At 72.8% G+C, this 24083-nt stretch carries 19 protein-coding genes and 1 pseudogene; 13 read left to right on the plus strand and 7 right to left on the minus strand.

Annotated features, from left to right (window positions below):
• Positions 1–74: 74 nt before the first annotated feature.
• Together ABZS51_RS18455 and ABZS51_RS18460 are read left to right on the plus strand one after the other, a co-directional pair.
• Positions 75–1148 (plus strand): LacI family DNA-binding transcriptional regulator, encoded by a 1074-nt coding sequence (locus tag ABZS51_RS18455; RefSeq protein ID WP_355442126.1) that lies wholly within the window; start codon positions 75–77, stop codon positions 1146–1148.
• Between the two features lie 105 nt (positions 1149–1253).
• Entirely contained in the window at positions 1254–4199 is a 2946-nt protein-coding gene (locus tag ABZS51_RS18460) for a BTAD domain-containing putative transcriptional regulator (protein ID WP_355442129.1), read from the plus strand.
• On the opposite strand, the gene ABZS51_RS18465 is transcribed toward ABZS51_RS18460, so the two are convergent.
• Both ABZS51_RS18465 and ABZS51_RS18470 read right to left on the minus strand, forming a co-directional pair.
• Positions 4184–5143 (minus strand): hypothetical protein, encoded by a 960-nt coding sequence (locus tag ABZS51_RS18465; RefSeq protein ID WP_355442132.1) that lies wholly within the window; start codon positions 5141–5143, stop codon positions 4184–4186. The two genes, ABZS51_RS18460 and ABZS51_RS18465, sit on opposite strands and share 16 nt — an antisense overlap.
• Positions 5140–6516 carry an AMP-binding protein gene (locus tag ABZS51_RS18470; protein WP_355442135.1) on the minus strand — a complete coding sequence of 459 codons (1377 nt, stop codon included), beginning with the start codon at positions 6514–6516 and terminating at the stop codon, positions 5140–5142. Before ABZS51_RS18470 ends, ABZS51_RS18465 begins: the two co-directional genes overlap by 4 nt.
• A gap of 382 nt (positions 6517–6898) precedes the next feature.
• On the opposite strand from ABZS51_RS18470, the gene ABZS51_RS18475 reads away from it, so the two are divergent.
• From ABZS51_RS18475 to ABZS51_RS18490, 4 genes are read left to right on the plus strand one after another with little or no spacing between them, the layout of a single operon-like run.
• Positions 6899–7867 (plus strand): alpha/beta hydrolase, encoded by a 969-nt coding sequence (locus tag ABZS51_RS18475; protein ID WP_355442138.1) that lies wholly within the window; start codon positions 6899–6901, stop codon positions 7865–7867.
• A complete protein-coding gene (locus tag ABZS51_RS18480) occupies positions 7864–9087 on the plus strand; it encodes an acyltransferase (protein ID WP_355442141.1) in 1224 nt (407 codons plus the stop codon). The genes ABZS51_RS18475 and ABZS51_RS18480 overlap by 4 nt, the downstream gene beginning before the upstream one ends.
• A gap of 10 nt (positions 9088–9097) precedes the next feature.
• Entirely contained in the window at positions 9098–10480 is a 1383-nt protein-coding gene (locus ABZS51_RS18485; protein WP_355442143.1) for a histidine kinase, read from the plus strand.
• Positions 10477–11151 (plus strand): response regulator transcription factor, encoded by a 675-nt coding sequence (locus ABZS51_RS18490; RefSeq protein WP_355442146.1) that lies wholly within the window; start codon positions 10477–10479, stop codon positions 11149–11151. Before ABZS51_RS18485 ends, ABZS51_RS18490 begins: the two co-directional genes overlap by 4 nt.
• Positions 11152–11197: 46 nt before the next feature.
• Here the strand turns inward: ABZS51_RS18490 and ABZS51_RS18495 are convergent, their stop codons facing one another.
• On the minus strand, positions 11198–12307 hold the full coding sequence (locus ABZS51_RS18495; RefSeq protein WP_355442149.1) for an FAD-dependent oxidoreductase: 1110 nt from the start codon (positions 12305–12307) through the stop codon (positions 11198–11200).
• 194 nt (positions 12308–12501) lie between these two features.
• Here ABZS51_RS18495 and ABZS51_RS18500 point away from each other — a divergent pair, with 194 nt between their 5' ends.
• Positions 12502–12864 (plus strand): helix-turn-helix domain-containing protein, encoded by a 363-nt coding sequence (locus ABZS51_RS18500; protein WP_310716231.1) that lies wholly within the window; start codon positions 12502–12504, stop codon positions 12862–12864.
• A 262-nt stretch (positions 12865–13126) separates the two neighbouring features.
• Here the strand turns inward: ABZS51_RS18500 and ABZS51_RS18505 are convergent, their stop codons facing one another.
• On the minus strand, positions 13127–13612 hold the full coding sequence (locus ABZS51_RS18505) for a glutathione peroxidase (RefSeq protein ID WP_355442153.1): 486 nt from the start codon (positions 13610–13612) through the stop codon (positions 13127–13129).
• 344 nt (positions 13613–13956) lie between these two features.
• Between ABZS51_RS18505 and ABZS51_RS18510 the strand changes: the two are divergent.
• Both ABZS51_RS18510 and ABZS51_RS18515 read left to right on the plus strand, forming a co-directional pair.
• Positions 13957–14250: pseudogene (locus ABZS51_RS18510) on the plus strand (transglycosylase SLT domain-containing protein); the annotation flags it as partial.
• Positions 14251–14622: 372 nt separating this feature from the next.
• Complete coding sequence (locus ABZS51_RS18515; protein WP_355442156.1) at positions 14623–15252, plus strand: lytic transglycosylase domain-containing protein; 630 nt, start codon at positions 14623–14625, stop codon at positions 15250–15252.
• Positions 15253–15303: 51 nt separating this feature from the next.
• Here ABZS51_RS18515 and ABZS51_RS18520 read toward each other — a convergent pair whose 3' ends face one another.
• Positions 15304–15954 carry a TetR/AcrR family transcriptional regulator gene (locus ABZS51_RS18520; protein WP_355442160.1) on the minus strand — a complete coding sequence of 217 codons (651 nt, stop codon included), beginning with the start codon at positions 15952–15954 and terminating at the stop codon, positions 15304–15306.
• 127 nt (positions 15955–16081) lie between these two features.
• Here ABZS51_RS18520 and ABZS51_RS18525 point away from each other — a divergent pair, with 127 nt between their 5' ends.
• On the plus strand, positions 16082–16696 hold the full coding sequence (locus tag ABZS51_RS18525) for an urea carboxylase-associated family protein (protein WP_355442163.1): 615 nt from the start codon (positions 16082–16084) through the stop codon (positions 16694–16696).
• 71 nt (positions 16697–16767) lie between these two features.
• Here the strand turns inward: ABZS51_RS18525 and ABZS51_RS18530 are convergent, their stop codons facing one another.
• Entirely contained in the window at positions 16768–17091 is a 324-nt protein-coding gene (locus ABZS51_RS18530; RefSeq protein WP_310716222.1) for a carboxymuconolactone decarboxylase family protein, read from the minus strand.
• Between the two features lie 253 nt (positions 17092–17344).
• On the opposite strand from ABZS51_RS18530, the gene ABZS51_RS18535 reads away from it, so the two are divergent.
• From ABZS51_RS18535 to glnII, 3 genes are all read left to right on the plus strand, one after another.
• Entirely contained in the window at positions 17345–18022 is a 678-nt protein-coding gene (locus tag ABZS51_RS18535) for a hypothetical protein (protein ID WP_355442166.1), read from the plus strand.
• 10 nt (positions 18023–18032) lie between these two features.
• On the plus strand, positions 18033–21062 hold the full coding sequence (locus ABZS51_RS18540) for an AAA family ATPase (RefSeq protein ID WP_355442169.1): 3030 nt from the start codon (positions 18033–18035) through the stop codon (positions 21060–21062).
• Between the two features lie 166 nt (positions 21063–21228).
• The gene (gene glnII, locus ABZS51_RS18545) at positions 21229–22248 is read left to right on the plus strand and encodes a glutamine synthetase (RefSeq protein WP_310716216.1); all 1020 of its coding nucleotides are present in this window, start codon (positions 21229–21231) and stop codon (positions 22246–22248) included.
• Between the two features lie 215 nt (positions 22249–22463).
• Here the strand turns inward: glnII and ABZS51_RS18550 are convergent, their stop codons facing one another.
• A complete protein-coding gene (locus ABZS51_RS18550; protein ID WP_310716215.1) occupies positions 22464–23999 on the minus strand; it encodes an aldehyde dehydrogenase family protein in 1536 nt (511 codons plus the stop codon).
• Positions 24000–24083: the final 84 nt, after the last annotated feature.

Genomic DNA, 24083 nt, shown 5'->3' on the forward strand with positions numbered 1-24083 from the left:
GGGTTACGGGGTGACCAGCTTCTACGGATTCTGCGGGGTTCCGGTCGGATGGAAACCATGATGGAATCGTTTCCATGGAGGCGAGGCGGGCGACCATCAAGGATGTCGCCGAGGCGGCGGGCGTGGGCGTGGCCACGGTGTCCCGGGTGCTGTCGGGAGGCTCGGCCAGCCCGGACACCAGGGAGCGGGTGCTGGCCGTCGCGGCCCAGCTCGACTACCGGCCGAGCGCGCTCGGCCGCAACCTGCGCCGGCGCCGCACCGGCGGCATCGGCCTGCTCGTCCCCGACCTGACCGACACCTTCTTCGGGCAGCTCGCCGAGGGCGTGCTCGCCTGCGCCCGGTCCGCGGGCGAGCCCGTGGTGCTCGGCTCCACCGGCGACGACCCCGAGCAGGAGGCCGAGCTGGTCGGCATGCTGCTGGAGCAGGGCGTGGACCGGATGATCGCCGTGCCGTCGGGCGGCGCCGACACCTGGGGACCGGTGGCGCGGGCCGGCATGACCGTGGTCTTCGCCGACCGGCTCCCCGCCGAGCGGGCCGCCGACGGCCTGACCGGCGGGGGGCTGCCGGGGGGAGCGGCCGATCTCATGCTGCTCGACGGCGTTCCGCCGCCCCCGCCGCCCCGTCCCGCCGAAGTGCCCGCCGTCCTGGCCGACGACCGGACCGGCATCCGCACGGCGGTCCGCTACCTGCGCGGCCTCGGCCACCGGCGCATCGCCTTCCTCGGCGGCCCCGGCCACGACCGGCGGGTCGCCGCGTTCCGCGAAGCCGTCGGCCCGCCGGTGGACGAGGAGCTGGTCGTGTTCGCCACCGGCAGCCGCGACTCCGCCTACGCCGCCGCCTCGGGCCTGTTCCAGAGCCGTCCCGACCTGACGGCCGTGCTGGCGGGCGGCAACATGCTGGGGGAGGCGGCCGTCCTGGCCGCCCGCGAGCTGGACCTGCGGGTGCCGCGGGACGTGTCGCTCGTGATGTACGACGACGTGCCGTGGGCGGAGCTGTGCTCGCCGCCGCTCACGGTGATCGCCCAGCCGGGACGCGACATCGGCTACCGAGCCGCCGAGCTGGTGCTGCGCACCTCGGGCCGCCGCCCCCGCGCGATCGTCCTGCCCACGGAGCTCATCGTCCGCGGAAGCTGCGGCCCCCGCCGCTGACCTCTGACCGCGCCTCCCGCGCCCCAGTGGCCCCGTGGTTGCCATACTGATCGGCAAGGGATGTACTCGCTCCTGGGTTCCGGACGGTCTCGGGGAGATGTCACGGTGGATTTCGCGATTCTGGGATCCCTGCGCGTGCGCGGCGCGGAAGGGCCTCTTCGGCTGAACGCCAAGCAGCGCGCCGTGCTCAGCGCCCTGCTCCTCCATCCCAACGTCGCCCTCTCCACCGAGCGCCTGGTCGCCGCAGTCTGGGACGCCCCGCCGTCCTCGGCCGTGGCCAACCTCCAGACGTACGTCTCCCAGCTGCGCCGCGCCCTCCGGGGTAGCGCGCTGGACCTGCGCAGGGAGTCCTCCGGGTACATCTGCGAGGTGACGCCCGACCAGCTCGACCTGCTCGCGTTCGAGGACGCCGTACGGCGGGCGCGGCGCGCGCGGCAGGCGGGCGAGCGCGAGACGGCGGCGCGGGCCTACGCGGCGGCCGTGTCCCTGTGGCGGGGCAGCCCCGCGGAGGACGCCCGGCTCGGCATGGCGATGGCGCCCAGGATCGCCGAGCTGGAGGAGCAGCTCGTCGAGGCCAGGTCCGACTGGATGGACGTACGGCTGGAGCTCGGCGAGGAAGACCTGGTGGCCGAGCTGCGGACGCTGGTCGCCGCCCACCCGCTGCGTGAGCGGCTGTGGGCGCAGCTCATGCTGGCCCTGCAGAAGAGCGGGCGGCGCAGCGAGGCGCTGGACGCCTTCCGCCAGGCCCGCGCGGTGCTCCGCGCGGAGCTCGGCATCGAGCCGGGCCGCGAGCTGGCCGGCCTGCACGCCGCCCTGCTCGCCGGCGACCCCGTGCCGGCCCGCGCGCGGAGCGCCCCCGCCTTCCGGGCGCCGCTGTGCCAGCTTCCCGCCGGCACCTGCGACTTCGTGGGCCGGCAGGCCGAACTGGACGTGCTGCTGGCCGCCGCGCGGGCGCGGCCGGACCGCATGTCGCCGCCCATCGTGGTCGTGTCGGGGCTGCCGGGCGTGGGCAAGACCACGCTGACCGTGCACGCGGCGCACCTCCTGCGCGCCGACTACCCCGATGGTCAGGTCTTCCTGCGGCTGGGCCGCGACGCGGCCGGGCCCCGCAGCCCCGGCGACCTGGTGGGCGAGCTGCTCAGATCGCTGGGCGTGGACGGCACGCTGATCCCCGGGCCGCTGGAGGAACGGGCCAGGCTGCTCAGGCAACGCCTGGCCGACCTGGCCGTGCTCATCGTGCTCGACGACGCCCAGGACGCGACACAGGTGCGCCACCTGCTGCCGGGCACGGCGCGCTGCTGCGTCCTGCTGACGTCCAGGTCGCGGATGCCCGCGCTGGAGGGGGTGACCCGGCTGCCGCTGGAACTGCCCGGCGAGGACGACGCCCGCCTGCTGCTGGAGCGGGTGGCGGGCGGGGCCCGGTTCGGGGCGGCGCCGGAGGCGACGGGAGCCCTCCTGCGGGCCTGCGGGATGTTACCGCTGGCGATCAGGGTGGCGGGCGCCCGGCTGGCCATCCGTCCTTCCTGGCCGGTACGTGAGTTCGCCAGCCGGCTGGAGGACCGGCGGCTCGACGAGCTGATCGTGGGCGGGCTGGACGTGCGCGGCACGTTCTCGGAGAGCTACGCGGCCCTGCCCGAGCCGGCGCGGCGGGCGTTCAGGCTGCTCGGGCTGGCCGACCTGGAGAGCATCGCCGAGTGGTCGGCCGCGGCGCTGCACGGCGGGCCGGCCCTCGAGGCGGACGCGGCGCTGGAGACCCTGGTGATCAGCGGGCTGCTGGACACCGGCGAGGTCGACGGGGCGGGCCAGCCGCGTTACCGGCTGCACGATCTGCTGCGGGTCTACGCCGGCGAACGCGCCCAGGCCGAGGACGCTCCGGAGGAACAGCGGGCGGCGCTGGCCAGGCACGTGACGGAGTGTCTGCGCCGGATCAGGGCCGCCACCCGCGAGCTGCCCATACCGACCGCGCCGCCGTACCCGGAGGCCGAGGCGACCGCGGGGGTGGGCGTCGCGTGGCTGGCCGCTGAGCGCAGGACGCTCATCCACAGCGTGCAGGTGGCCCTCGACCTGGGCATGGCGGAGGAGGCCGCCGAGCTGGCGCACCACCTGTCCGCGTATCTGAACCTCGAAGGGTTCCTCGACGACGTGGAGCGGCTGCAGCGGCTCGTGATCGCCGCGGCTCCCGGTGAGCGGATCGCGCTGCGGGCGGAGCTGCTCCTGGCGGGGGTGCCGCTGTCGCGAGGGGCCTACGGGAACGCGAGCGCGCACTTCGGCCGGCTGTTGCGGGACTTCCAGCGGATCGGCGACGCGCACGGGGCCGCGTACGCGCTGATCAACCTGGCCGCGTGCCACCACGGGGCCGGGCTCTGGGAGCAGGGGCTGGACGCCGCGAACCGCGCCATCGCCATGATGGAGGAGCTGGGCGACAGCAGTGGGGTCGACTACGCCGCGATCTGGCCCATCTGGATCCACATGGAGCTCGGCCGGTACGGCGAGGCGATGCGGCTCTGCCAGGAGCGGCTGGCCAAGGCGGGCGACGACCCCCGCGTGCGCGGCGACCTGCTGCGGGCCCTGGGCACGGTCCGCTACATGCGCGGTGACGTGGCCGAGGCGGTGCGGTGCTACCGGGAGAGCCTGGTGCTCAGCGAGGCCATCGGGGACCGTGTCGCGGTGAGCAAGGTGCTGCGCAGGCTCGGTGAGGCGGTGGGCGCGCTCGGCGGGTTCGAGGAGGCCGTGGACGCGCTCGGCCGGGCCCGGTCGCTCTTCCGCGAGTGCGGCGACGAGCTGGGGGAGGCCCTGGCCACGTACGCGCTCGGCGAGGTGCGGCTGCGGCAGGGCCGCGCCGGGGAGGCGCTCGGCCTGCTGGGCACCGTACGCGAGCGGCTCGGGACCGACGGGCCGCCGGTGTGGCGGGCCCGCGTGCTCAGGGAGCTCGGGCGCGCGCACGCCGAGCTGGGGGAGCGCGAGCGCGCGGCCGCGGCGTGGCGCGAGTCGATCGAGTTGTTCGAGAGCGGACCGGAGCGCGCGCGGGTGGAGGCCTACCTGGCCGGCTGATACCTGATCACCGGTACGGCCTCCGCTCCCGACAGGCGTGCCGCCTGCCTGGCCCGGCCCGGGGTCGGCCCTTCGCCCACGACCTGGCCGTCGGCCAGCGCCACCCACACCCCGCCGGGGATCGTCCCGCCGAGCGCCTGCTCCACCTGCGGCCGCGACGGCGCCGCAGTGGGACGCCGGCGCCAGAAGAGCCACTGCACGACGATGAGCGGCCCGAGAATGCTCAGCAGCGGCACCGCGCCGCTGCCGGACAGGAAGGCCGCGACCATCACGGCCAGCAGCACGGCGTCGATCCCGGCCGCCGTCCATCCGGCGCGCCTGCCGTACCACCTGAAGGCCACCAGCGGCCACAACGCCAGCATGAGGCAGTCGCCCAGTCCGGCGATCGACGGGTCGGCGCCGTAACGGGTGGCCAGCACGGGCGCGAACGGCAGTCCGTCCAGCCGTGTCACGAAGTCGAGCGTGAGCGAGCTGAGCCCGGTGGCCAGCGTGTCGTAGCAGGTCAGCGCGGCCGCCAGGGCCGCCACCTGGGCCGGGGTGATGGCCGTCTGGACCCAGAGGTTGACCGCGCCCACGACGAGCAGGAGCACCGCGACGTCGTTCAGCACCAGCACGGCCTGCGTCCAGCCGGCGAAGTACGCCGCCACGTCGCCGCAGCACAGCAGCCCCGCGGAGATCGCGGCCGCCCTGCCGCCGATCACGGGGGCGAGGGTGAGCTGCGCGAAGGTGAAGACCACCACGCCGAACACGGTCACCACGATCCCCACGGGGATGTGCAGGTACGCGAACGGCATCGCCACCAGCGCCACGACCATGACCGCGATGTCCGCCCCGACGAACCGGCCGACCGGCGGGCGCGGGATCGCGTACCGGGTCAGGAAGAGCCCCGCCAGCACGATGGCCAGGGCGATGAGCGCGTGCAGGCCCACGACGTGCGCGGTCATCGGACTCCGATCGGAAGGGGAGCGGCGTGCTCGAAGCTGTGCTCGATCAGGTCGGCCCGGACCTGGCAGGGGCTGGGCAGCTCGTCGGGGGTCTCGACCAGCCTGATGCCCCTGATCGCCAACGCCCCGGCCCGCTCCTCCAGCCGGCCGAGCAGCGCCGGGTCGTCCTTGCCCGACACCACGTGCAGGACGCCGTCCTCGATCGCGAACCTCGTCGGCAGCGGCAGCGCGGGCTCGGCCTGCAGCAGGTCCAGCACGTCGCGGGTGGTCACCTCGCCGTCGACGGAGCGCCCCAGGAGGCGGGAGGTCGCCGGGATCGCCGCCATCGCGCACGTGGGCGGCTCGGGCAACGTCCTGACCATGTCGCCGGTGACGTAGCGGAGCAGCAGCGTCGTGTCGCGGAAGGTGGAGTACGGGGTGATGACCAGCACTCCGAGCGCGTCCGGGCCGGCGGGCTCCATGGTGACCGGGTCGAGCACCTCGACGAGGCCCTGGTCGGGCGGAAGATGCAGATGCCCGTCGTCGCACACCCGCCCGGCGACGGGCGCTACCTCGGTCATGGAGTAACCGTCGAAGACCTTGGCGCCCAGGGCCTGCTCGGCGCGCACGCGCAGCGCGTCGGTCAGCACCTCGCCGCCGGAGTACACCTCGGCCAGCCCGAAGTCGCGCGGGCTCCAGCCGCCGCGCTCGGCCTCCTGGACCAGGGCGCCGAGGTAGGAGGCGGTCACGTTGAGGTGCGTGATCAGCGGCTGCTTGCCGGGCACGTGCAGCGGCGTGGCCAGCCGGTCGAGAGTGGCGCGTGGATCGACCATGCCCAGGTGGACGAAGCCCGCCCCCGTCATCGGCACCGCCCGTTCGACCAGGATCTGGGCGATGGAACGGGAGCTGATCGCGTTGGCCCACAGATGGTCGGAGCGCAGGCCGCCGGCGAGCATGAGGCCGAGCGCGGAGATGGAGGACATCAGCTCGATCTCGTACGCGGAGAACCAGACGAGCGTGGGGCTGCCCGTCGTCCCGGTGGTGTGGGCGAGCACGGCCGGGCGGGCCAGGTCGGAGACGAACGCGGAGGGCATGCCCCTCAGGGCGAGCTTGGGCGTCGGCGGGATGTCGTCGGGGTCCCGCAGGCTGCGGTAGTAGGGGACCTCCGCCATGGCGTGCTTGATCGTCCGGCGCATGCGCCGCTTGGTGAGGTCCTCCTGGATCTCGGGGTCGGTGGCCGCCAGCATGTCGTCGGAGCCCTCGCCCGGCGAGCCGAACGCCTCCATGGTCGCCCGCGTGTCGTCCACCAGGGCGCGTACGTCCCGGATCCGGAACCTGCGGCCCGACATCATCGACCACGCGTAGCCCAGTTGCCGCACCGCTGTGCCGAACATGCCTCTCCCTGCTTCTCACTGATGGCGCGGTGCGTCCCCCGGGCCCCGGAGAGCCCGGGGGACGCGGGACGACGTCAGCCGTTGAGGATGAACACGGCGGTCGACAGGGCGCTGACGGCGTACTTGGCGTAGCGGCGAGCGGTCTTCACCATGGGTGTCTCCCTTTTCGTGCGGTACGAGGGGCAAACGCCGCCCCTCTGCCTGTAGACGATCAGCCCGGGCTCTACAAATCGGCCATATAACCGCTACACGCCGGCGGCCCGGGTCATACCTGAGAGCTACGCCGAAGTGGGCTCCCCGGGGTGAGGACGACCACGAGGCGTGATCCCTAGCGTCGGTGCCGGAAACACGAGTGATCTCCGGCATGGAAGGACCGACAGCCATGGCATCCCCGCCGCGCGGCATGCGCCTGCGCCGCGCCCTGCTCGCCGCGTTCGTCGCCGGGGCGGTGGCCGTGCCCGTGTCGGGTGCGGCCCGCCCCGGCGCCGTACCGGCGCCCGCCCCCGCCGCCCTGCCCCCGTTACGCGCCCTGACGCCCGCGGCCCTCGCTCAGCGGTACGCCGCCGCCCGCGAGGACATCCGCGCGGCCGAGCGGACCGCGGCCGGCCACGGCGACGTCCGCCGCGCCGGCCGGCTGCGCGAGATGGGCGGCCCGGACCGGAGCTTCCTGTCCTTCGACGGGCGCGACGGCGGACGCACCGTCGAGGTCTTCGGCGACCTGTCCCGCGCGGACCGGATCGCGGTCCTGGTGCCCGGCTCCGACACCAACCTGGACATGTACGACCGGCTGCGGGCCGGCGCGACCCGGCTGCGCGAGGCGCTGGGTGAGGGGGCGGCGGTCGTCGCGTGGGTGGGGTACCGGACGCCGAGCACGGTGAGCACCGAGGTGCTGACCACCGGCCGCGCCGACGAGGCCGCGCCCGCCCTGCGCGCCTTCGTGCGCACGCTGCGCGCGCTCGAACCGCACGCCAGGATCTCCCTGCTGTGCCACTCCTACGGATCGGTGGTGTGCGGGCGGGCCGCGCCGGGCCTGGAGGTGGCCGGCATCGTCCTGTACGCCAGCGCCGGTGTGGGCGTCGGCACCGTCGCGGGACTGCGCACGCGCGCCACCGTCTGGGCCGGCCGGGCCACCGGCGACTGGGTCGCCGCGATTCCCCACGTGCGGATCAGGCTCCCGTTCGCCACGCTGGGGCTCGGCGCCGACCCCGTCGGGCCGGGGTTCGGCGCCCGGGTCTTCGCCGCGGGCGACGGCGGGCACAGCGACTACCTGAAGGCGGGGTCGCTCAGCCTGGCCAACCTCGCCGCGATCGTGTCCGGCCGGCCGCCGGCCCGGACGGGACATGACACATGACCGCGCAGGGGGTGTCCGGGCGTGACGTGGTCGGGCCTGACCTGGTCGGGCCTGACCTGGTCGGGCGGGACGTGGCCGGGCGGGACCTGGCCGGGCGTGACCTGGTCGGGCGGATCGAGGCCGCGACCCCGCCGGGGCGTGACAGGGCGCTGGACGGGTTGCGCGCGCTGGCGATCGCCGGGGTCGTCCTGGGCCACTGGCTCGTCACCGCCCTCGTGGTGGACAGCGGCACGCTGCGCAGCGCGAGCCCGCTCACGTACCTGCCCGGGCTGACCCCCGTCTCCTGGACGCTGCAGACGCTGGCGGTGTTCTTCTGGGTGGGCGGCCGCGCCGCGGCGCTCAGCCACGCCTCCGCGCGGGCCCGGGGGGTGGGATACGGGCCGTGGGTCCGCGGCCGGCTGGCCCGGCTGTTCCGGCCGGTCGTGGCCGTGACGGCGGTCTGGAGCCTGGCGGCGGTGGTGATGCTCGCCTCGGGCGCCGGCCAGCAGACCGTGTACGCGCTGGTCAGGCTGGTGCTGTCACCGCTGTGGTTCCTGCTGGTCCACGCCGCTCTGACGGCGGCCACCCCGCTGGTCGCCCGGCTGAACCCGCTGTGGCCGCTCGCCGTCGTCGCGCTGGCCGACCTCGTCCGGTACGGCCTGGACGGCCCCGCCTGGGCCGGCTGGGTCAACGTCCCGGCGGGCTGGCTGGTGCCGTACTGCCTGGGCGCGGCCCGCCTCTGGGACGGCCCGCGCGCCCGGTCGGCCGCGTGGGGCCTGCTGGCCGGAGCCGGGCTGGTCGCGGCCGGGCTCGTGCTGTGGGCGGGCTACCCCGCCGCCATGGTCGGGGTGCCCGGCGCCCCCGTCTCCAACCTCTCCCCGCCCACTCTGGCGGCCGTCGCCTTCGGCCTGGCCCAGTGCGGTGCGGCCCGGCTGCTGTACGACCCGCTGCGGCGGGCGCTGCGACGGCCCGCCGCCTGGGCGCCGGTGGCGCTGGTGAACCTGTCGGCCATGACCCTGTTCCTCTGGCACCAGACCGCGATGATGGCGGTCACGGCGCTCGGCCTGCTCGCCGGCGTGCCCCTGCCCGGCCTGCACACGCTCCCCTCGGACGCCGGATGGGTGCTCGCCCGCCTGCTCTGGCTGCCCGCCTTCGCGCTGGCCCTGCTGGGCTGCTGGGCGGCCTTCCACGGGTACGAGCGGGCGGGGACCCGTTCCGGCGGCGGGACGCGGCATGTCTAGGGTGGACACGATGACCGGGAAGGGGCGCATGGGGGCGAAGGGGCGGGGGCGTGGGCCGCGTGCGCTGTTGGCGGACCTCCGGGCGGACCTCCTGGCCCTCGGGCCGGACCCGCTGCCGCGCATGGCCGGGCCGCGCCCGCTGGCCCGGCTGCCGCACGTGCTCGTAGTCCTGTACGCGGTCACCCTGGGGCTGGCCGGCCGCGGCTATCCCGACTACCCGGCCTTCCAGGGGCTCGCCCTGGTGCACGCCGTGGTGCTGGTCGTGGCGATGTTCCGGCCGCTCATGGCGTGGTGGGCCTCGCTGGCCGTCACCGTCGCCGGCTCGTGGCCCACGAGGTCGGCGGCCGTCGGCGACCTGCCGTACCAATGGGCGCCCTCCGCGCGGTTACCCGGGCCGGTGACACCGGACGTGGGTCGGGTGGCGGCCGAGTGGCTGCCGCTCGTCTGGTCCTGGACCGCGCCCGCGGTCGGCCTGCAGGCGGGGGTGTTGTTCCTGGTCGCGCTGCGGACGCGGCCCCGGGTGGCTGTCGAGACGTTGACGATCACCATCCTGGTGGGGACGTCCTGCGTCCTGCTGATCAACGTGCCGGACAGCCTCGGCGACGCCCCGGCCGGCGTGCCCGTCCTGGTGATCGCGACCATGATGGGCGCCGCGTTGCGCGGCCGTCGCGTGGCCCGCAGCCGCCTGATCGAGCAAGAAGTGATCACCGCCGAGGAGCGCGCCCGCCGCGCCGTGCTGGAGACGCGCAGCCGGATCGCCCGCGAGCTGCACGACGTCGTCGCCCACCACATGTCGGTGATCTCCATCCAGGCGCAGGTGGCGCCGCACCTGGTGGAGAACCCGCCCGGCGAGCTGACCGACAACCTGGCGGGCATCCGCCAGAACGCCGTGGAGGCGCTGACGGAGCTGCGGCGGATCCTGGGCGTGCTGCGCTCGGAGGACGCCCACACCGACGGGTCGCGTGACAGCCCGCAGCCCGCCCTGGACCGGCTGGACGAGCTGGTCGCCAACGTGCGCGGCGCCGGGCTGACGGTGACCGCCGAGACCACCGGCGAGCCGCGCCCGCTGTCGCCGGGGGTGGAGCTGTCGGCGTTCCGGATCGTCCAGGAGGCGCTCAGCAACGTGCTGCGCCATGCCCCCGGAGCGGATGTGCGGGTGGAGCTCCGGTACCTGCCCGCCGCCCTGGTGATCCGGATCGCCAACACCGCGCCGGACCGCCCCGTGCCGCCGCCGGGCGGTCCCGGGCACGGGCTGCTGGGCATGCGGGAGCGCACGGCCATGCTGGGCGGCGAGCTGGCCACCGGCCCGGCCCCGGACGGCGGCTTCGAGGTGACCGCCGTCCTCCCCGTCGCCCCGGCTCCCGCTGTCGCCTTCGGTGAGGACGTCGCATGACGCAGTCCATCCGCGTGGTGATCGCCGACGACCAGGTGATGGTCCGGCAGGGCTTCACGGTCCTGCTCGACGCCGAGCCCGGCATCGAGGTCGTCGGCCAGGCCGTGAACGGCCTCGACGCCGTCCGCATGACCGCCGAGCTGTCCCCGGACGTCGTCCTGATGGACATCCGCATGCCGGAGCTCGGCGGCATCGAGGCGACCCGGCGCACCACCCGGACCGCCGGCGCCACCGCCAAGGTGCTCGTCCTGACCACCTTCGACCTCGACGAGTACGTCTACGAGGCGCTGCGCGCCGGCGCGTCCGGCTTCCTGCTGAAGGACGCCTCGGCCGCCGAGCTGGCGCACGCGGTGCGGGTCGTGGCGGCGGGCGACGCCCTGCTGGCCCCGAACATCACCAAGCGGCTCATCTCGGAGTTCTCCCGCATGGCCGGGGCTCCGCGCGCCCCGCTCAAGGAGCGGCTCGGCGACCTGACGGAGCGCGAGACCGAGGTCCTGTCCCTGATCGCGCAGGGGCTGTCGAACGCGGAGATCGCCGGGCGCCTGGTGGTGGCCGAGCAGACCGTGAAGACCCATGTGGGCCGGATCCTGGTCAAGCTGGGCCTGCGCGACCGGACTCAGGCCGCCGTCTTCGCGTACGAGACCGGCCTCGTCCGCCCGTCCGGCTACTGAGCCCCGCCGGCTACTGAGCTCCACGCCGGCTACTGAGCCCCGCCGGTTACCGGCCGTCCTCCTGGGCGAACATCTCGGCCCATCGGCCGACGAACATCTCCCGCCCCTTGGCCTGGGCGACCGTCTCCGGACCGACGACGCCCTCGCCGAAGGAGCCCGCTCCGCCCTCCGGCCCGAGCGTGACCGCGATGAGCGGCCCGAGCGGGGTGTACTCCTGCTGCTCGCCCTCGCCCGTGATCAGCGCGCGGATGTTGCCGGCCGCCACCTCCGCCTGCCGGCCGGCCATGGCCGCCATGTCGCGGTCGGCGTTCGCGATGTCGCCGACGGCGAAGACGTGCGTCTCGCCCTCCACGCGCATCCGGGGGTCGACGCGGACGTAACCCCGCTCGTCGCGCAGGTCCGCGAGCGACCCGCCGTCGAGGTACTCGGTGTGCAGCCGGACGCCGAACGCGCGGTACCAGAGGTCGGCGGTGATCTCCTCGCCGTCGGTCGTCGTGACGCGGACGGCGCCCCGCGTGGCGGGCGGCGTGTCCGGCAGCTCCCGCAGCTTGACGCCCAGCCGCAGCTCGACGCCCAGCTCCTGAAGCTGGCGGCGCAGCTCGTCGCGCAGCTCCTGCGTGAACGGCCCGGCCAGGACGTCGTCGGCGATGTCGGTCACGGTGACGTGCTTGTCGGGGTGGAACGCCTTGATCTCGCCGGCCAGCTCCAGCCCGACCGACCCCGCGCCCACGATCAGGACGCGCGCCGCGCCGGTCAGCTCGTCGTGGGCCGCCCGGTGACGCTCCTTGGCGGCGAGGAGGTCGGGCTCGTCGTTCTTGGCGGGGAACGGGTAGGAGGAGCCGGTGGCGAGGACCAGGTAGTCGGGTTCGAGGACGCCGCCGGACTCAAGCTCGACCCGGCGCCCGTCCACCCGTACGGCACGGTCGCGCACGAACCGGCCGTGGGCGAGCAGCCGGTCGTACGGGAGGTAGATCTGGTCCACCCAGTCGGGCTGGACCAGCGAGCGCAGGGCGGCGACGTTGTGCAGGAACCCCTCGGTGGGGTCGACGAGCGTGACGTCGGCCACATCGTCGAGCGTCTTGGCGACGGTGACGCCCCCGTACCCGCCGCCGAGGACGACGACGGACGGGCGGGCGGTGAAGGTGTTGTCGGTCATGGCGACTTCCAGCCTGTGGGTGTGTGAGCGGCGTCAGGGGATAGCGGAAAGAGAGTCACTTCTATTTCCGAAGTGACAAGCTACACGCTAGCGCCTACGGATGCGAGTGGGTGGTGCGGAGCACCGTTCCGATGCCGCCCGGACGGGGGATTCGCGGCCGTCCGCGGGCCGCGCGCGTGCGCTAGCGTGGAATCATGGCGGTGACCCCCAACCAGAGCCACGACGTGACGTCGGAGGCATGCGTCCGCGGCGACGCCGCGCTGGCCCGCGCGTTCGTGTTCCTGGGGAAGCGCTGGAACGCCGTCATCCTCGGCACCCTGAGCCAGGGCCCGGTGGGCTTCCGCGACCTCTCGCGCGCCATCGGCGGGATCTCCGACTCGGTGCTGTCCGACCGCCTCGCCGACCTGGCCGCCGCTGGCCTGATCACGCGCCGGGTCGAGGAGGGGCCGCCGGTCGCCGTCTCCTACGCGCTGACCGACCGCGGCGTCGCCCTGATGCCGGCACTCGGCCAGATCTCGGCCTGGGCCAGCGAGCACCTGCTGGGCGACGACTGTTAGGGGCCGGTGCGTTCGCGGCTGGGCACGTAGCCCGGGGCCGATGCCCCTTCGCGTCCGGCGCGCCCACGAAGCTCGTCACGCCTGACGCTCGTGTGCGCGCGGGCGGGCTTCGGGGCGGAGCCCCGATCGGCGCTCCCTGAAGCGACACGCGCGTAGCGCGCCCCTCCTAGGGCGTTGCCCTGGGCCCGCGCGCCTGGGCGTTCCTCCGAATGTGGGGTCTTGGGGCTGGTTTGGGGTGGGGGTCCGTTCCTTGGGGGCCGCTTTACAGGGACTTTTCGATGGCGGCCACGATCGCCGGGTCCTCCGGAGGGGTGCCGGGGCGGAAGCGGGCCGCGACCTCGCCGTCCCGGGTGACCAGGAACTTCTCGAAGTTCCACTGCACGTCACCGGCCTCGCCGGCCGCGTCCGGGGTCTGCGTGAGCGTGGCGTAGAGCGGGTGGCGGTCCGGGCCGTTGACGTCGGCCTTCTCCAGCAGCGGGAAGTCCACCCCGTACGTCGTCGCGCAGAACTCCTGGATCTCCTCGGCCGAGCCCGGCTCCTGGCCCATGAACTGGTTGCAGGGCATGCCCACGACGCTGAAGCCGCGCGGCCCGTAGCGCTGGTGGAGCTCGACGAGGCCCGCGTACTGGGGGGTCAGGCCGCACTTGGAGGCGACGTTCACGATCAGGAGGGTCTGGCCGCCGGCGAGCTCGCCGAGCGTCGTGGCGTCGCCCGCGAGGGTGCGGAGCGGAATGTCGCGAAGAGTCATGATCTGACCCTATAGAGCCCTCCTCGGGATCGGCGCGAAGGCACGGGTGGTGGATCTCCAAACGTGATCGCCAGAAAATGTGACGCAGTTCACTTTTAGCTACAAAAGCCCTGAATACGGACATATTACGCTCTTTGCTACCGATCTACGCAGAGATGGACAACTAGCGATAAAGGGTGCTTTTCCGGCATGGTGTCGCTTCCCCGACCCCCGCTCGAAAGGGACCCCCATCCATGTCCATGCTTCGTCGTGCCAGTGTCCTGCTCCTCTCGGCCGCCCTCGTGGCCGGTGGCGGGGCCACGGCCGCGCAGGCGCAGACCGCCCAGGCGGCCGGCGCGAAGAACAAGGCCATCGCCAAGACTCTGGCCGCCAAGCGCGGCTGGACGAAGAACGGCCAGTTCAAGTGCCTCGTCAAGCTCTGGCGCAAGGAGAGCGGCTGGAACCACCGCGCCCAGAACAGCTCCTCCGGCGCCTACGGCATCCCCCAGGCGCTGCCCGGCAGCAAGATGGCCTCCAAGGGCAGCGACTGGCGCACGAACCCCAAGACGCAGATCAGGTGGGGCCTGTCCTACATCAAGCAGCGGTACGGCTCGCCCTGCGGCGCGTGGGCGCACTCCGAGTCGCACGGCTGGTACTGAGCGAGCCTCGCGGACGTCCCCGTTTCCCGTAAAGGTGGCGCAAGCCGGCCGCCGGGACGCGTCACGGAGGCCCAGCGAGACGGCGACGAGTCGTGAAGGATCACGCAAACACCTGTCCATCGCGTGTCGCTGTGCGTGACCGTTGATTACGGAGCGTAATAGAAACCCGCTAGAGGAACGTCGCGGAGCCCTCCGGGCCGCCCAGCACGATCGGGCGGTCACAGGAACCCGGAGAGGCCGCGCGGGCCCTCCTCGTCCGAGCCACGGACGCGGAGCGGCAGGGTGTCCGGGCGACCGGCGCGCCCGTCCGCACGCGACCCGACAGCAAGGATCGCATTGGACAGCAAACGCGCCCTTCACAGCGCTCTGACCGTGACGGCAACCGCCGTCGCACTCGGCACCACGGCGACGCCCGCCGTCGCCGCACCGAGCGCCACCGAGCCGGCCACCGGAGCCGGCTCGCACGCACAGGCCCACCAGTGGAGGGCCGACACGCGGGCCGTCCAGTGGAGGGCCGACACGCGGGCCGTCCAGTGGAGGGCCGACACGCGGGCCGTCCAGCGGAGGGCCGCGACGCCGGTCGTCCACCAGGGCTCATGGCACGCCCCGGTCATCCGGCTCCGCACCTGGACGCCCTCGGTCAAGTCCGGGCTCGCCACCCGGCTGCTGAACGGCCGGCAGGCCGCCGACCTGAGGCCCCAGCGCAGGAACAAGGTGATCGCCCTGGACCAGGTGGTCCGCAGGTCCTGGTCGTACCAGGAGTTCCAGTGCCTGGACAGTCTCTGGACAAGGGAGAGCAACTGGAATCACCGCGCATACAACAGCTCCTCGGGCGCCTACGGCATCCCGCAGGCCCTGCCCGGGGGCAAGATGAGTGGAGCGGGCGCCGACTGGCGCTCGAACCCGGAGACGCAGATCCGCTGGGGCCTCGCCTACATCAAGGGCAGGTACGGCCGGCCGTGCGGCGCCTGGGGCCACTTCCGATCGCACAACTGGTACTGACGGCAGCCGTTCTGGGGAAGGAACGGCTACCCGAGCGGAGGGCGCCCGGTGTCAGCGGGTGCCCTCCCTGCGTGCCGGATGCACGGTGATCGCCTGGATGAGCAGCTCCACGCCGAACGCGAACTCGGCCTCGTGGTCGCAGGCGCCCAGCAGCGGCGCGAGGGCGCTCACCTCCGGGAACAGGGCCGGGTCGGCGGCCTCCGCGCCGGCCAGGTGCCGGTGGTCGGTGGGCGCGAACGTCGGCGTCACCCCCACCTCGCGCAGCAGCGAGCCCACGACGAAGGCGATGAACAACCGCAGCACCCGCACCGCGTCCGGCCCGTCGAACCCGGCGCTGCGCAGCGTGGCCAGGGCGCGCTCGACCGGCAGCAGCCCGGCGGCGGAGTGGAGCTGGCGGCTGACCACGAGCATGGTGCAGCGCGGATAGTGGTGCGCGATCTGCCGGAAGGCGCGCGCCTGTATCCGGACCCGGTCGGTCCAGTCGGCGTCCGGGTCGTCGGTGAACTCGATCTCGCTGAGCACGGCCTCGGCCACGCCGTCGAGCAGCGCGTCCTTGGTCGGCACGTGGTTGTAGAGGGACATCACGCCGACGCCCAGCTCGGCCGCGATGCGCCGCATGGACACCGCGTCGGCGCCCTCCCGCTCGATCAGGTCGATCGCGGCCGCGACGATGCGCGCCCTGGACAGCGGCAACGTGGTCATGGCTCATTCTATGGACGCGCGTACAGCGTACGTCCCTCGCCGGCGATGTGCGTTTCGCCAGCTTCAGGCGCGAACGCTGGATGAACGCCCATGGTCCCGCGGGGCTGTCCGATGGTTGCCTTGAGACATGGAAGCCATGACAGCCGCGGGGCGCACGGTCGTCCCCGCGCGGGAAGCGCGTGCGGCGCGGCTGGCCGCCGGGCAGCGCGTGAGCGTGGTCGATCTTGAAGGCGGCCAGGTCGGCGACGTGTTCGCCTTCGCCGCCGAAGACGTGACCGAGCACCTCAGCGCCGCCCATACGCGCGCCGCCACGAAACGGTTGTTCCCCGCGGTGGGCGAGCCGTTCGTCACCGACCGGCGGCGACCGATACTGACGCTCGTCTCCGACACCTCTCCGGGCCGGCACGACATGTTGATCGCGGCCTGTGATCCGGCCCGGTACGCCGGACTGGGCGCGACGGCCTCCCACCCTTCGTGCGCGGACAACCTGCATCGCGCGGTCGCCGCGATGGGGTTGTCCGTCCCCTTCACGCCGCAGCCGGTCAACGTGTTCATGCGGATCCCGGTCGGCGAGGACGGACGGCTGAGCTGGCTGCCCGCCCTCAGCCGTCCGGGGGACGCCATCACGTTCGAGGCTGCCATGGACTGCGTGTTCGTGGTCTCCGCGTGCCCCCAGGACCTCGTCGGGATCAACGCCGGCGAGCCGACGTCGCTGGCGATGGACGTCAGCGCCCTGAACTGAGCCGCTGCGGCGGTTCGACCGCATGATGCTGCAGCCCACGGCGTTGTGGGCCCAGGCCAGGGGCCCCGCGCTCAGGCGGGGCCCGGGTCCTCCTCCCGCACCCGGGCGATCAGCTCCTCCACCTGGGTGTTCAGCCTGGTCCCTCGGGACCACCCCGCGTAGTGGGTGATGAAGACCACGACTTCGCGCAGCTCGTCCTCCGACAGCAGGTTCGTGCGCAGGGCGGCGTCGAGCTGGACCTCCGCCTGGTCGTCGATTCCCTGGCCGATCAGCAGGCCCAGGAGCAGCAGGCGGCGGTCCCTGACCGACAGCACGTCACGCGACCACAGGTCGCTGAACTGACGCTCGGCCGTCATGCCGTAGGAGTCCACGGTCTCGATCACCGGTTCTTTCATGAGTGCGCTCCCCAGTCGGAGGGATCCTCATATCTTTCGTCACTTCCTGAGAGGAACCAATGGGGGGTTGCACGAACGTTGTACGGCGGTGACCGTGGGGGAGTGGCCCTGACCATGGCTCCGTCTGATCTGTAACGACCGAAGCCAAGGTCCGGCCAAGATCTGGTCAAGATTTCTCACCGTACATCCGGCTCACCGCGCCTGAAAACGGGCACAACAACGGCGTTGGTCCGCCAAGCGGAGGTAACCCCCGGTGAGAACGGCACGGGCCCGGGTCGCGCTCATGGCCGCGGCCCTCATGCTGTCCGCGTGCGGGCAGCCCGACTACACCTACGTGCGCGACCGTGACGGCACCACCTACTTCAAGGTGCCCGCCTCGTTCGCCCAGCTCGACGCCCACCAGATCGACCTCTACCTGAGCGGGACGCAGCCCGGCTCCCAGGCCGAGGCGGAGCGGTCCCGGCGCGTCTGGTCCGTCGCCTTCGACCAGTCGTCCGCACCGGACGTCACCCACCTGCTCGGCTCCACCGAGCCCTTCGTCTACGCCACCGTCCACCAGCTCACCGACGAGCAGCGCGACGGGGTCTCCCTCGACCGGCTCCGCGACTTCGTCCTGCCGGTGACCGCCCGGGTGCGCGAGCTGTACGAGGCACAGGCCACAGCCTCCGGCAGGCAGCCGCTGTTCACCGGGTTCGAGCAGATCAGCGACCAGGTGCTCACCTTCGACCGGGGCGCCAGGGGCGTCAGGGTGCGCTTCAACTACCGGATCGGGGCGGACGTCCAGACCTTCGACCACACCGCCATCCTCGACGAGCAGGGCGACACCGTCTCCGTCATGCTCATCGGCTGCCAGGCGATCTGCTTCCAGGCCCGTGCCGCGGAGTTCGACAGGATCGCCGACTCGTTCAGACTGCTCCGGCTGCCCGGATGAGGGGGCACAGTTGACCACCACCACGCACCACGAAGGGCTGCGCGCGCCCGGCAGCGGGCCGGCCGACCCCGACTCGGTCACCAGGAAGAGGATGCCGTTCTGGGACCGGAGCAAGTTCCTCATCGGGCTGGGCGCGGCCTTCCTCGTCCTGTCCTGGAAGACCATGGCCGACTACGAGGGCATCGTCACCTTCCCGGAGGCCATGCGGGCCATCGCCTACGAGCATCAGTGGATCTTCTGGCTGCTCGGCGCCGAGGCGCTGCGCCAGCTCCACTTCCTCGTCAGCGAGCGCTCGCCCCGCTACCACGGGTTCTGGAGCCGCCGCGTGTTCGGCGGGTTCGAGCGGTGGGCGCTCACCCGTTTCGACGACTGGACGCGGTACCGGATCTCCCGGGCCGTCAAGATCGTGTTCTGGGTCGTGCTGGTGGCGCTGGTGCTCGGCGCCGTCCTGGAGACCAGCCCGTTCCTGGCGCTGTTCCGGGCCCCCGCGCTGGTGTTCCAGGCGCTGCCGTTCCTGCTCCAGATCGTCTTCCTGTTCTTCGTGGTCATCATCCAGTTCGTCGGCATGTTCTGGTTCCTGTCGCGCGGCGGCGTCGAGACGTACTTCCCCGACGACATCAAGACCCGCTTCGCCGACGTGTGGGGCCAGGACCACGTCGTCGAGCGCGTCCGCGAGAACATCGTCTTCCTCGAACGTCCCGGCGAGATCGAGGAGCGCGGCGGGTACGTCCCCAGCGGCCTGCTGCTGTGGGGGCCGCCCGGGACCGGCAAGACGCTCATGGCCGAGGCGGTCGCGGGGGAGACCGGCAAGCCGTACGTGTTCGTGGACCCCGGCGCGTTCACCAACATGTTCATGGGCATCGGCATCCTCAAGGTCAAGACGCTGTTCCGCAAGCTGCGCAAGCTCGCCCTGCGGTACGGCGGCGTGATCGTCTTCTTCGACGAGGCCGACTCGCTCGGCAAACGCGGCCGGCTCGCCGTGCAGGGACCGCCCGGCCAGGGCGGCGGCTGGTCGGCGTTCTCCGGCGCGGCGGACTGCCACGGCCTCGGCTACCTGTCCGAGGAGACCCGCTCCGTGCTGGCCTTCCGCCGCGGCCGGGATCCGGAGGAGCCCGGCGCCCGCAACCGGTTCGTCATGGGCGGCGGCCTGAACAGCGGCGACCCCGGCACCCTCCAGGCGCTGCTCACCGAGCTGTCCGGGCTCAAGAAGCCGCGCGGCTTCTTCAACCGCCTCGTCCGCCGGCTGCTCGGCATGCGGCCCAAGCCGCCGCCCAAGTACCGCATCCTCGTCATGATGGCCACCAACCGGCCCGACGCGCTCGACGAGGCGCTGCTGCGCCCCGGCCGCATCGACCGCATCTACAAGGTGGGCTACCCGTCCAAGGCGGGGCGGCTGCGCACCTACCAGGGCTACTTCGACAAGGTCGAGCACGAGCTGACCCCCGAGCAGATCGACAAGCTCGCCACCATCACCCCGTACGCCACCGGCGCCACCATCAAGGACCTGGTCAACGAGTCGCTCATCACCGCCATCCGTGACGAGCGCGAGGTCATCACCTGGTCCGACGTGCTGCGCGCCAAGCGGCTCAAGCAGCTCGGCCCGCCCGAGGACGTCGAGTACATCGAGCGGGAACGGCACGCGGTCGCGGTCCACGAAGCCTGCCACGCCGTCGTCGCCTACGTCACCCGCTTCCATCTGGAGATCGACATCGCCACCATCGAGAAGGGCGCCGACTACCTCGGCATGGTGGCCTCCATCAAGCCGGAGGACCAGTTCACCCGGTGGAAGTCCGAGTACGAGGCCGACATCATGGTCTCCCTCGCCTCCCTGGCCGGCGAGCGGATGTTCTTCGGCCAGGACAACTCCTCCGGCGTGTCCGGCGACCTGCACTCGGCGACCTACCTGACCGCGCTCATGGAGTCCCACTGGGGCATGGGCTCCGGGGTCACCTCGCTGCCCGCCCTCCAGGAGCTGGAGATCATGGGCGGCAAGGCCATGCCGCGGCGCGACGGCGGTCCCACCGGCATCGCCGACCAGGAGCCGCCCAGGGGCAGGCCCGAGCTGACGCCCGACGTGCTGGGGGAGCGGATCGAGTTCAACCTCGTACGGCTGCTGGAGCGGACCGAGCGGCTGCTGGAGGAGCACCGGCGCGACGTGCTGTGCGTGGCGCACGCCCTGGAGACCCACAAGACGCTCAACGGCGACGACGTGGTGGCCATCGTCGAGCGGCGCCCCGGGCCGATCATCGACGGCACGGTCTACGCCTCGGACGAGCTGTACCAGGAGCTGGAGGAGTACCACCTGGAGGCGGCGCGGGCGCACAAGGAGCACAGCCGCATCGACCGGGACCTGCCGGGGGTCGCGGAGCCGCCGGGCGCCGGGGAGGTGGTCACGGGTCAGATCCTGCAGAACGCCCCCTCGGGGACACCCGTCATCCAGACAGTGCCCTCTGCTTCCGCTGCGCCCCCTGCTTCCGCTGCGCCCCCTGCTTCCGCTGGGCCCCCTGCTTCCGCCGCGTCCGCCGCGATCTCGGCGGACGGGCGGCCGGAGTTCGTGCCGTGGGCGCCGGAGCCCGCGCCGGCCGCCGCCCCCGTGGCCACCCCGCTGTCGGCTCCGGTGCCGGCCGGCGATCCCCCGGCGGCCCTCGCGTCCCTGGCCGGCCCCGTCCCCACGCCGCGGCGCGGGCCGCGCGGGCGGGGCTGGGTGCTGGTCACGAGCCTGCTCGCGCTGGTGACCCTCGTCCTGCTCGTCGGGCTCGCCCTCACAGGCATGGCGCCGCCCACCGGCAGCGGCAAGGGGACGGGGGTCGCCTCGCCGGGGCTGCTGCTCATCGTGTTCGTCGTCGTGGTGGCCGTGATCGTCGGCATCGGCCTCGCGCTCGTGGCGGTCCGCGGCATGCGGGCGGCCCAGGTCAAGGCCGAGCGCGAGCGCGACCACGCGCACGCCCGAGCGCAGCTCCTGGCCGCCGCCATGGACCCGGACACCGCCATGCGCCTGCTCGGCTACGACGGGGTGAACGGGAGGGACCCGCGCAACTGAAGCGCCGGGCCGGGCGGGAGACCTCCGGCCCGGCCCGTTCGCATGCCCTCACACATCGAGATGCGGATTGGTGTCACTTAACACGACGTTCACATTCGGGCAAAAAGCGGGAAACGGCCGTCCGCAAGACTCGGCGCGGCTGAGAGAAACCCCGAAAGGACCGTTCGTGAGCTACAAGGCTGAGTACATCTGGATCGACGGCACCGAGCCCACCGCCCTGCTGCGCTCGAAGACGAAGATCCTTGCCGATGGCGCCGAGCCGCCCGTGTGGGGATTCGACGGCTCCAGCACCAACCAGGCCGTGGGTCACTCCTCCGACCGGGTGCTGCGCCCGGTGTCCACCTACCCGGACCCGATCCGCGGCGGTGACCACATCCTCGTCCTGTGCGAGGTCGAGGAGATCGACGGCACCCCGCACAAGAGCAACACCCGCGCCCTGCTGCGTCCCATCGCCGAGCAGTACGCCGGCCAGGAGTCCTGGTTCGGCATCGAGCAGGAGTACACCTTCTTCAAGGGCAGCCGCCCGCTCGGCTTCCCCGAGGGTGGCTTCCCCGCCCCGCAGGGCCACTACTACTGCGGCGTCGGCGCCGAGGCCGTGTTCGGCCGCGAGATCGTCGAGCTGCACCTCGACCGCTGCCTGGCCGCCGGCCTCGCGATCTCCGGCATCAACGCCGAGGTCATGCCCGGCCAGTGGGAGTTCCAGGTCGGCCCGGCGGGCCCCGTCGAGGTGGCCGACCACCTGTGGGTCGCCCGGTACCTGCTCTACCGGACGGCCGAGGAGTTCGGCGTGGAGGCCACCCTCGACGCCAAGCCCGCCCGCGGCGACTGGAACGGCGCCGGCGCGCACACCAACTTCTCCACCAAGGCGATGCGCGAGAACTACGACGCGATCATCGTCGCGTGCGAGTCGCTCGGCGAGGGCGACAAGCCGATGGAGCACGTCTCCCAGTACGGCGCCGACATCGAGCTGCGCCTGACCGGCCACCACGAGACCGCCCCGTGGAACAAGTACAGCTACGGCGTGTCCAACCGCGGCGCCTCCGTCCGCATCCCGTGGCAGGTCGAGGTGGACAAGAAGGGCTACATCGAGGACCGTCGCCCCAACGCCAACATCGACCCGTACGTGGTCACCCGCCTGCTGGTGAACACCTGCTGCGCGGCGCTGGAGAAGGCCGGCCTCGTCTGACCGGTGGCACGACGCTGATCTCAGGGAACGCGGGCACCCCCGATGGGGCCCGCGTTCCCGCGTTGTCCGACTGCGCACCGTCGCCTCTCGACGCCGTACGGTAGTCGGGTCACCGCCCATCGTGACACGGGGCCACTCCGCCGCGCAGGCCGACGCCCGCGGCGGAGTGGCTTTCTTCCCGGCTTCCTCTCGCGGGAGGATCCTCCGCCGGCGGTCTAGAGGCGGAAGTCCAGGTCGGGGGTGATGTCGGCGACGTCCATCTGGGCCTTCTGCAGGCGGCCCGAGTGGTCCCAGTTCATCGCCTGCCAGCGGGTGAACTGCTCCAGCACCCACATGCCCGACTGGCGGCTGCCGTTGCCGGACTTGCCGTTGCCGCCGAACGGCAGGTGCGCCTCAGCCCCGGACGTGGAGTTGTTGACGCTGACCATGCCCGCCGAGACGCCTTCGCGGAAGCGGAACGCGTGCCGGGCGTCGGTCGTGTAGATGGAGCTGGACAGGCCGTAACCGGGCAGGTTCGCCAGCTCGATCGCCTCGTCCAGGGTCCGGAACGTCGTCACACCGACGATCGGGCCGAACGTCTCCTCCAGGAACAGCCGGTCCTCCGGCCGCACCCCGTCGACCACGACCGGGTGGTAGTACAACCCGCCCTCGCCGGTGAAGTCCTGACGCGCGCTGTCCGGGGTGATCCGTCCGGTCTCGCCGGTGACCACCCGATGGTGGGGCTGGATCCAGGTCAGGTACTCCTCGTACCGGTCGGCGAACTTCTGGTCGAGGAGCGGGCCCGCCAGCACGTCCTGGTCCGGCTCGCCGATCCTGGCCTCCCGCACCGCCGCGGCGAACCGCTCCACGAACTCGTCGTGGACGCTCTCGTGCACGATCACCGTGCCGAGGCTGGTGCAGCGCTGGCCGGCCGTGCCGAACCCGGAGAACAGAGCGCCCTCGACCGCGAGATCCAGCTCGGCGTCCGGCATGATCACCATCGGGTTCTTGCCGCCCAGCTCCAGGCACGCCGACTGCAGGTGGCGCCCGGTGAGCTCGCCCACCTTCCGCCCGACCTCGCTGGAGCCGGTGAACCCGACCTTCTGCACCGTCCCCTCCTCCAGCGCCCGCTCCAGCCCGCCGAACGTCTCGGCGCCGTCGGCGAACACCACGTTGAGCACCCCGTCGGGCAGGCCGGACGCGGCGAACAGCCGGTACAGGGCATGCCCGGACGCGGCCGCGTACTCGGCCGGCTTCCACACCACGGCGTTGCCGCACAGCAGCGCCGGCACCAGGTACCAGGACGGCACGGCGACCGGGAAGTTGCCCGCGGTGATCACCGCCGCCACGCCCACCGGGTTGCGGAAGGTGAACAGGTTCTTGTCCGGCATCTCCGACGGCACGGTCTGCCCGTACAGCCGGCGGCCCTCGCCGAGGAAGAAGTCGCACGTGTCGACGATCTCCCGCACCTCGCCCAGCGCCTCGGCGTACGGCTTGCCGATCTCCTCGGTGACCAGCCGGGCCAGGCTCTCGGCGTTGGCCTCGACCAGCCGCCCGATGGATGCGATCACCCGCCCGCGCACCGGCGCGGGCACCTTGGCCCACTCGCGCTGCGCCTCCTTGGCGGTCCGGCAGGCGGCGGCGAACGTGTCGGCGTCGGCCATCCCGACGCTCGCCACGACCTCGCCGGTGCGCGCGGGGTTGGTCGACTGGTACGTGCTCGCGCTGGCGGCGTCCTTGCCACCCACGACGGAGACGATCTGACGGGTCACCGGTGCCCTCCTCAAAGTTCCTACGGCCAGACAATCATCCCGCCGCGGAAAACCCAAGGCGGACCCCCGCGGGTCCGCGTTCGC

Source organism: Nonomuraea sp. NPDC005501 (assembly GCF_040605905.1).
GTDB lineage: Bacteria > Actinomycetota > Actinomycetes > Streptosporangiales > Streptosporangiaceae > Nonomuraea.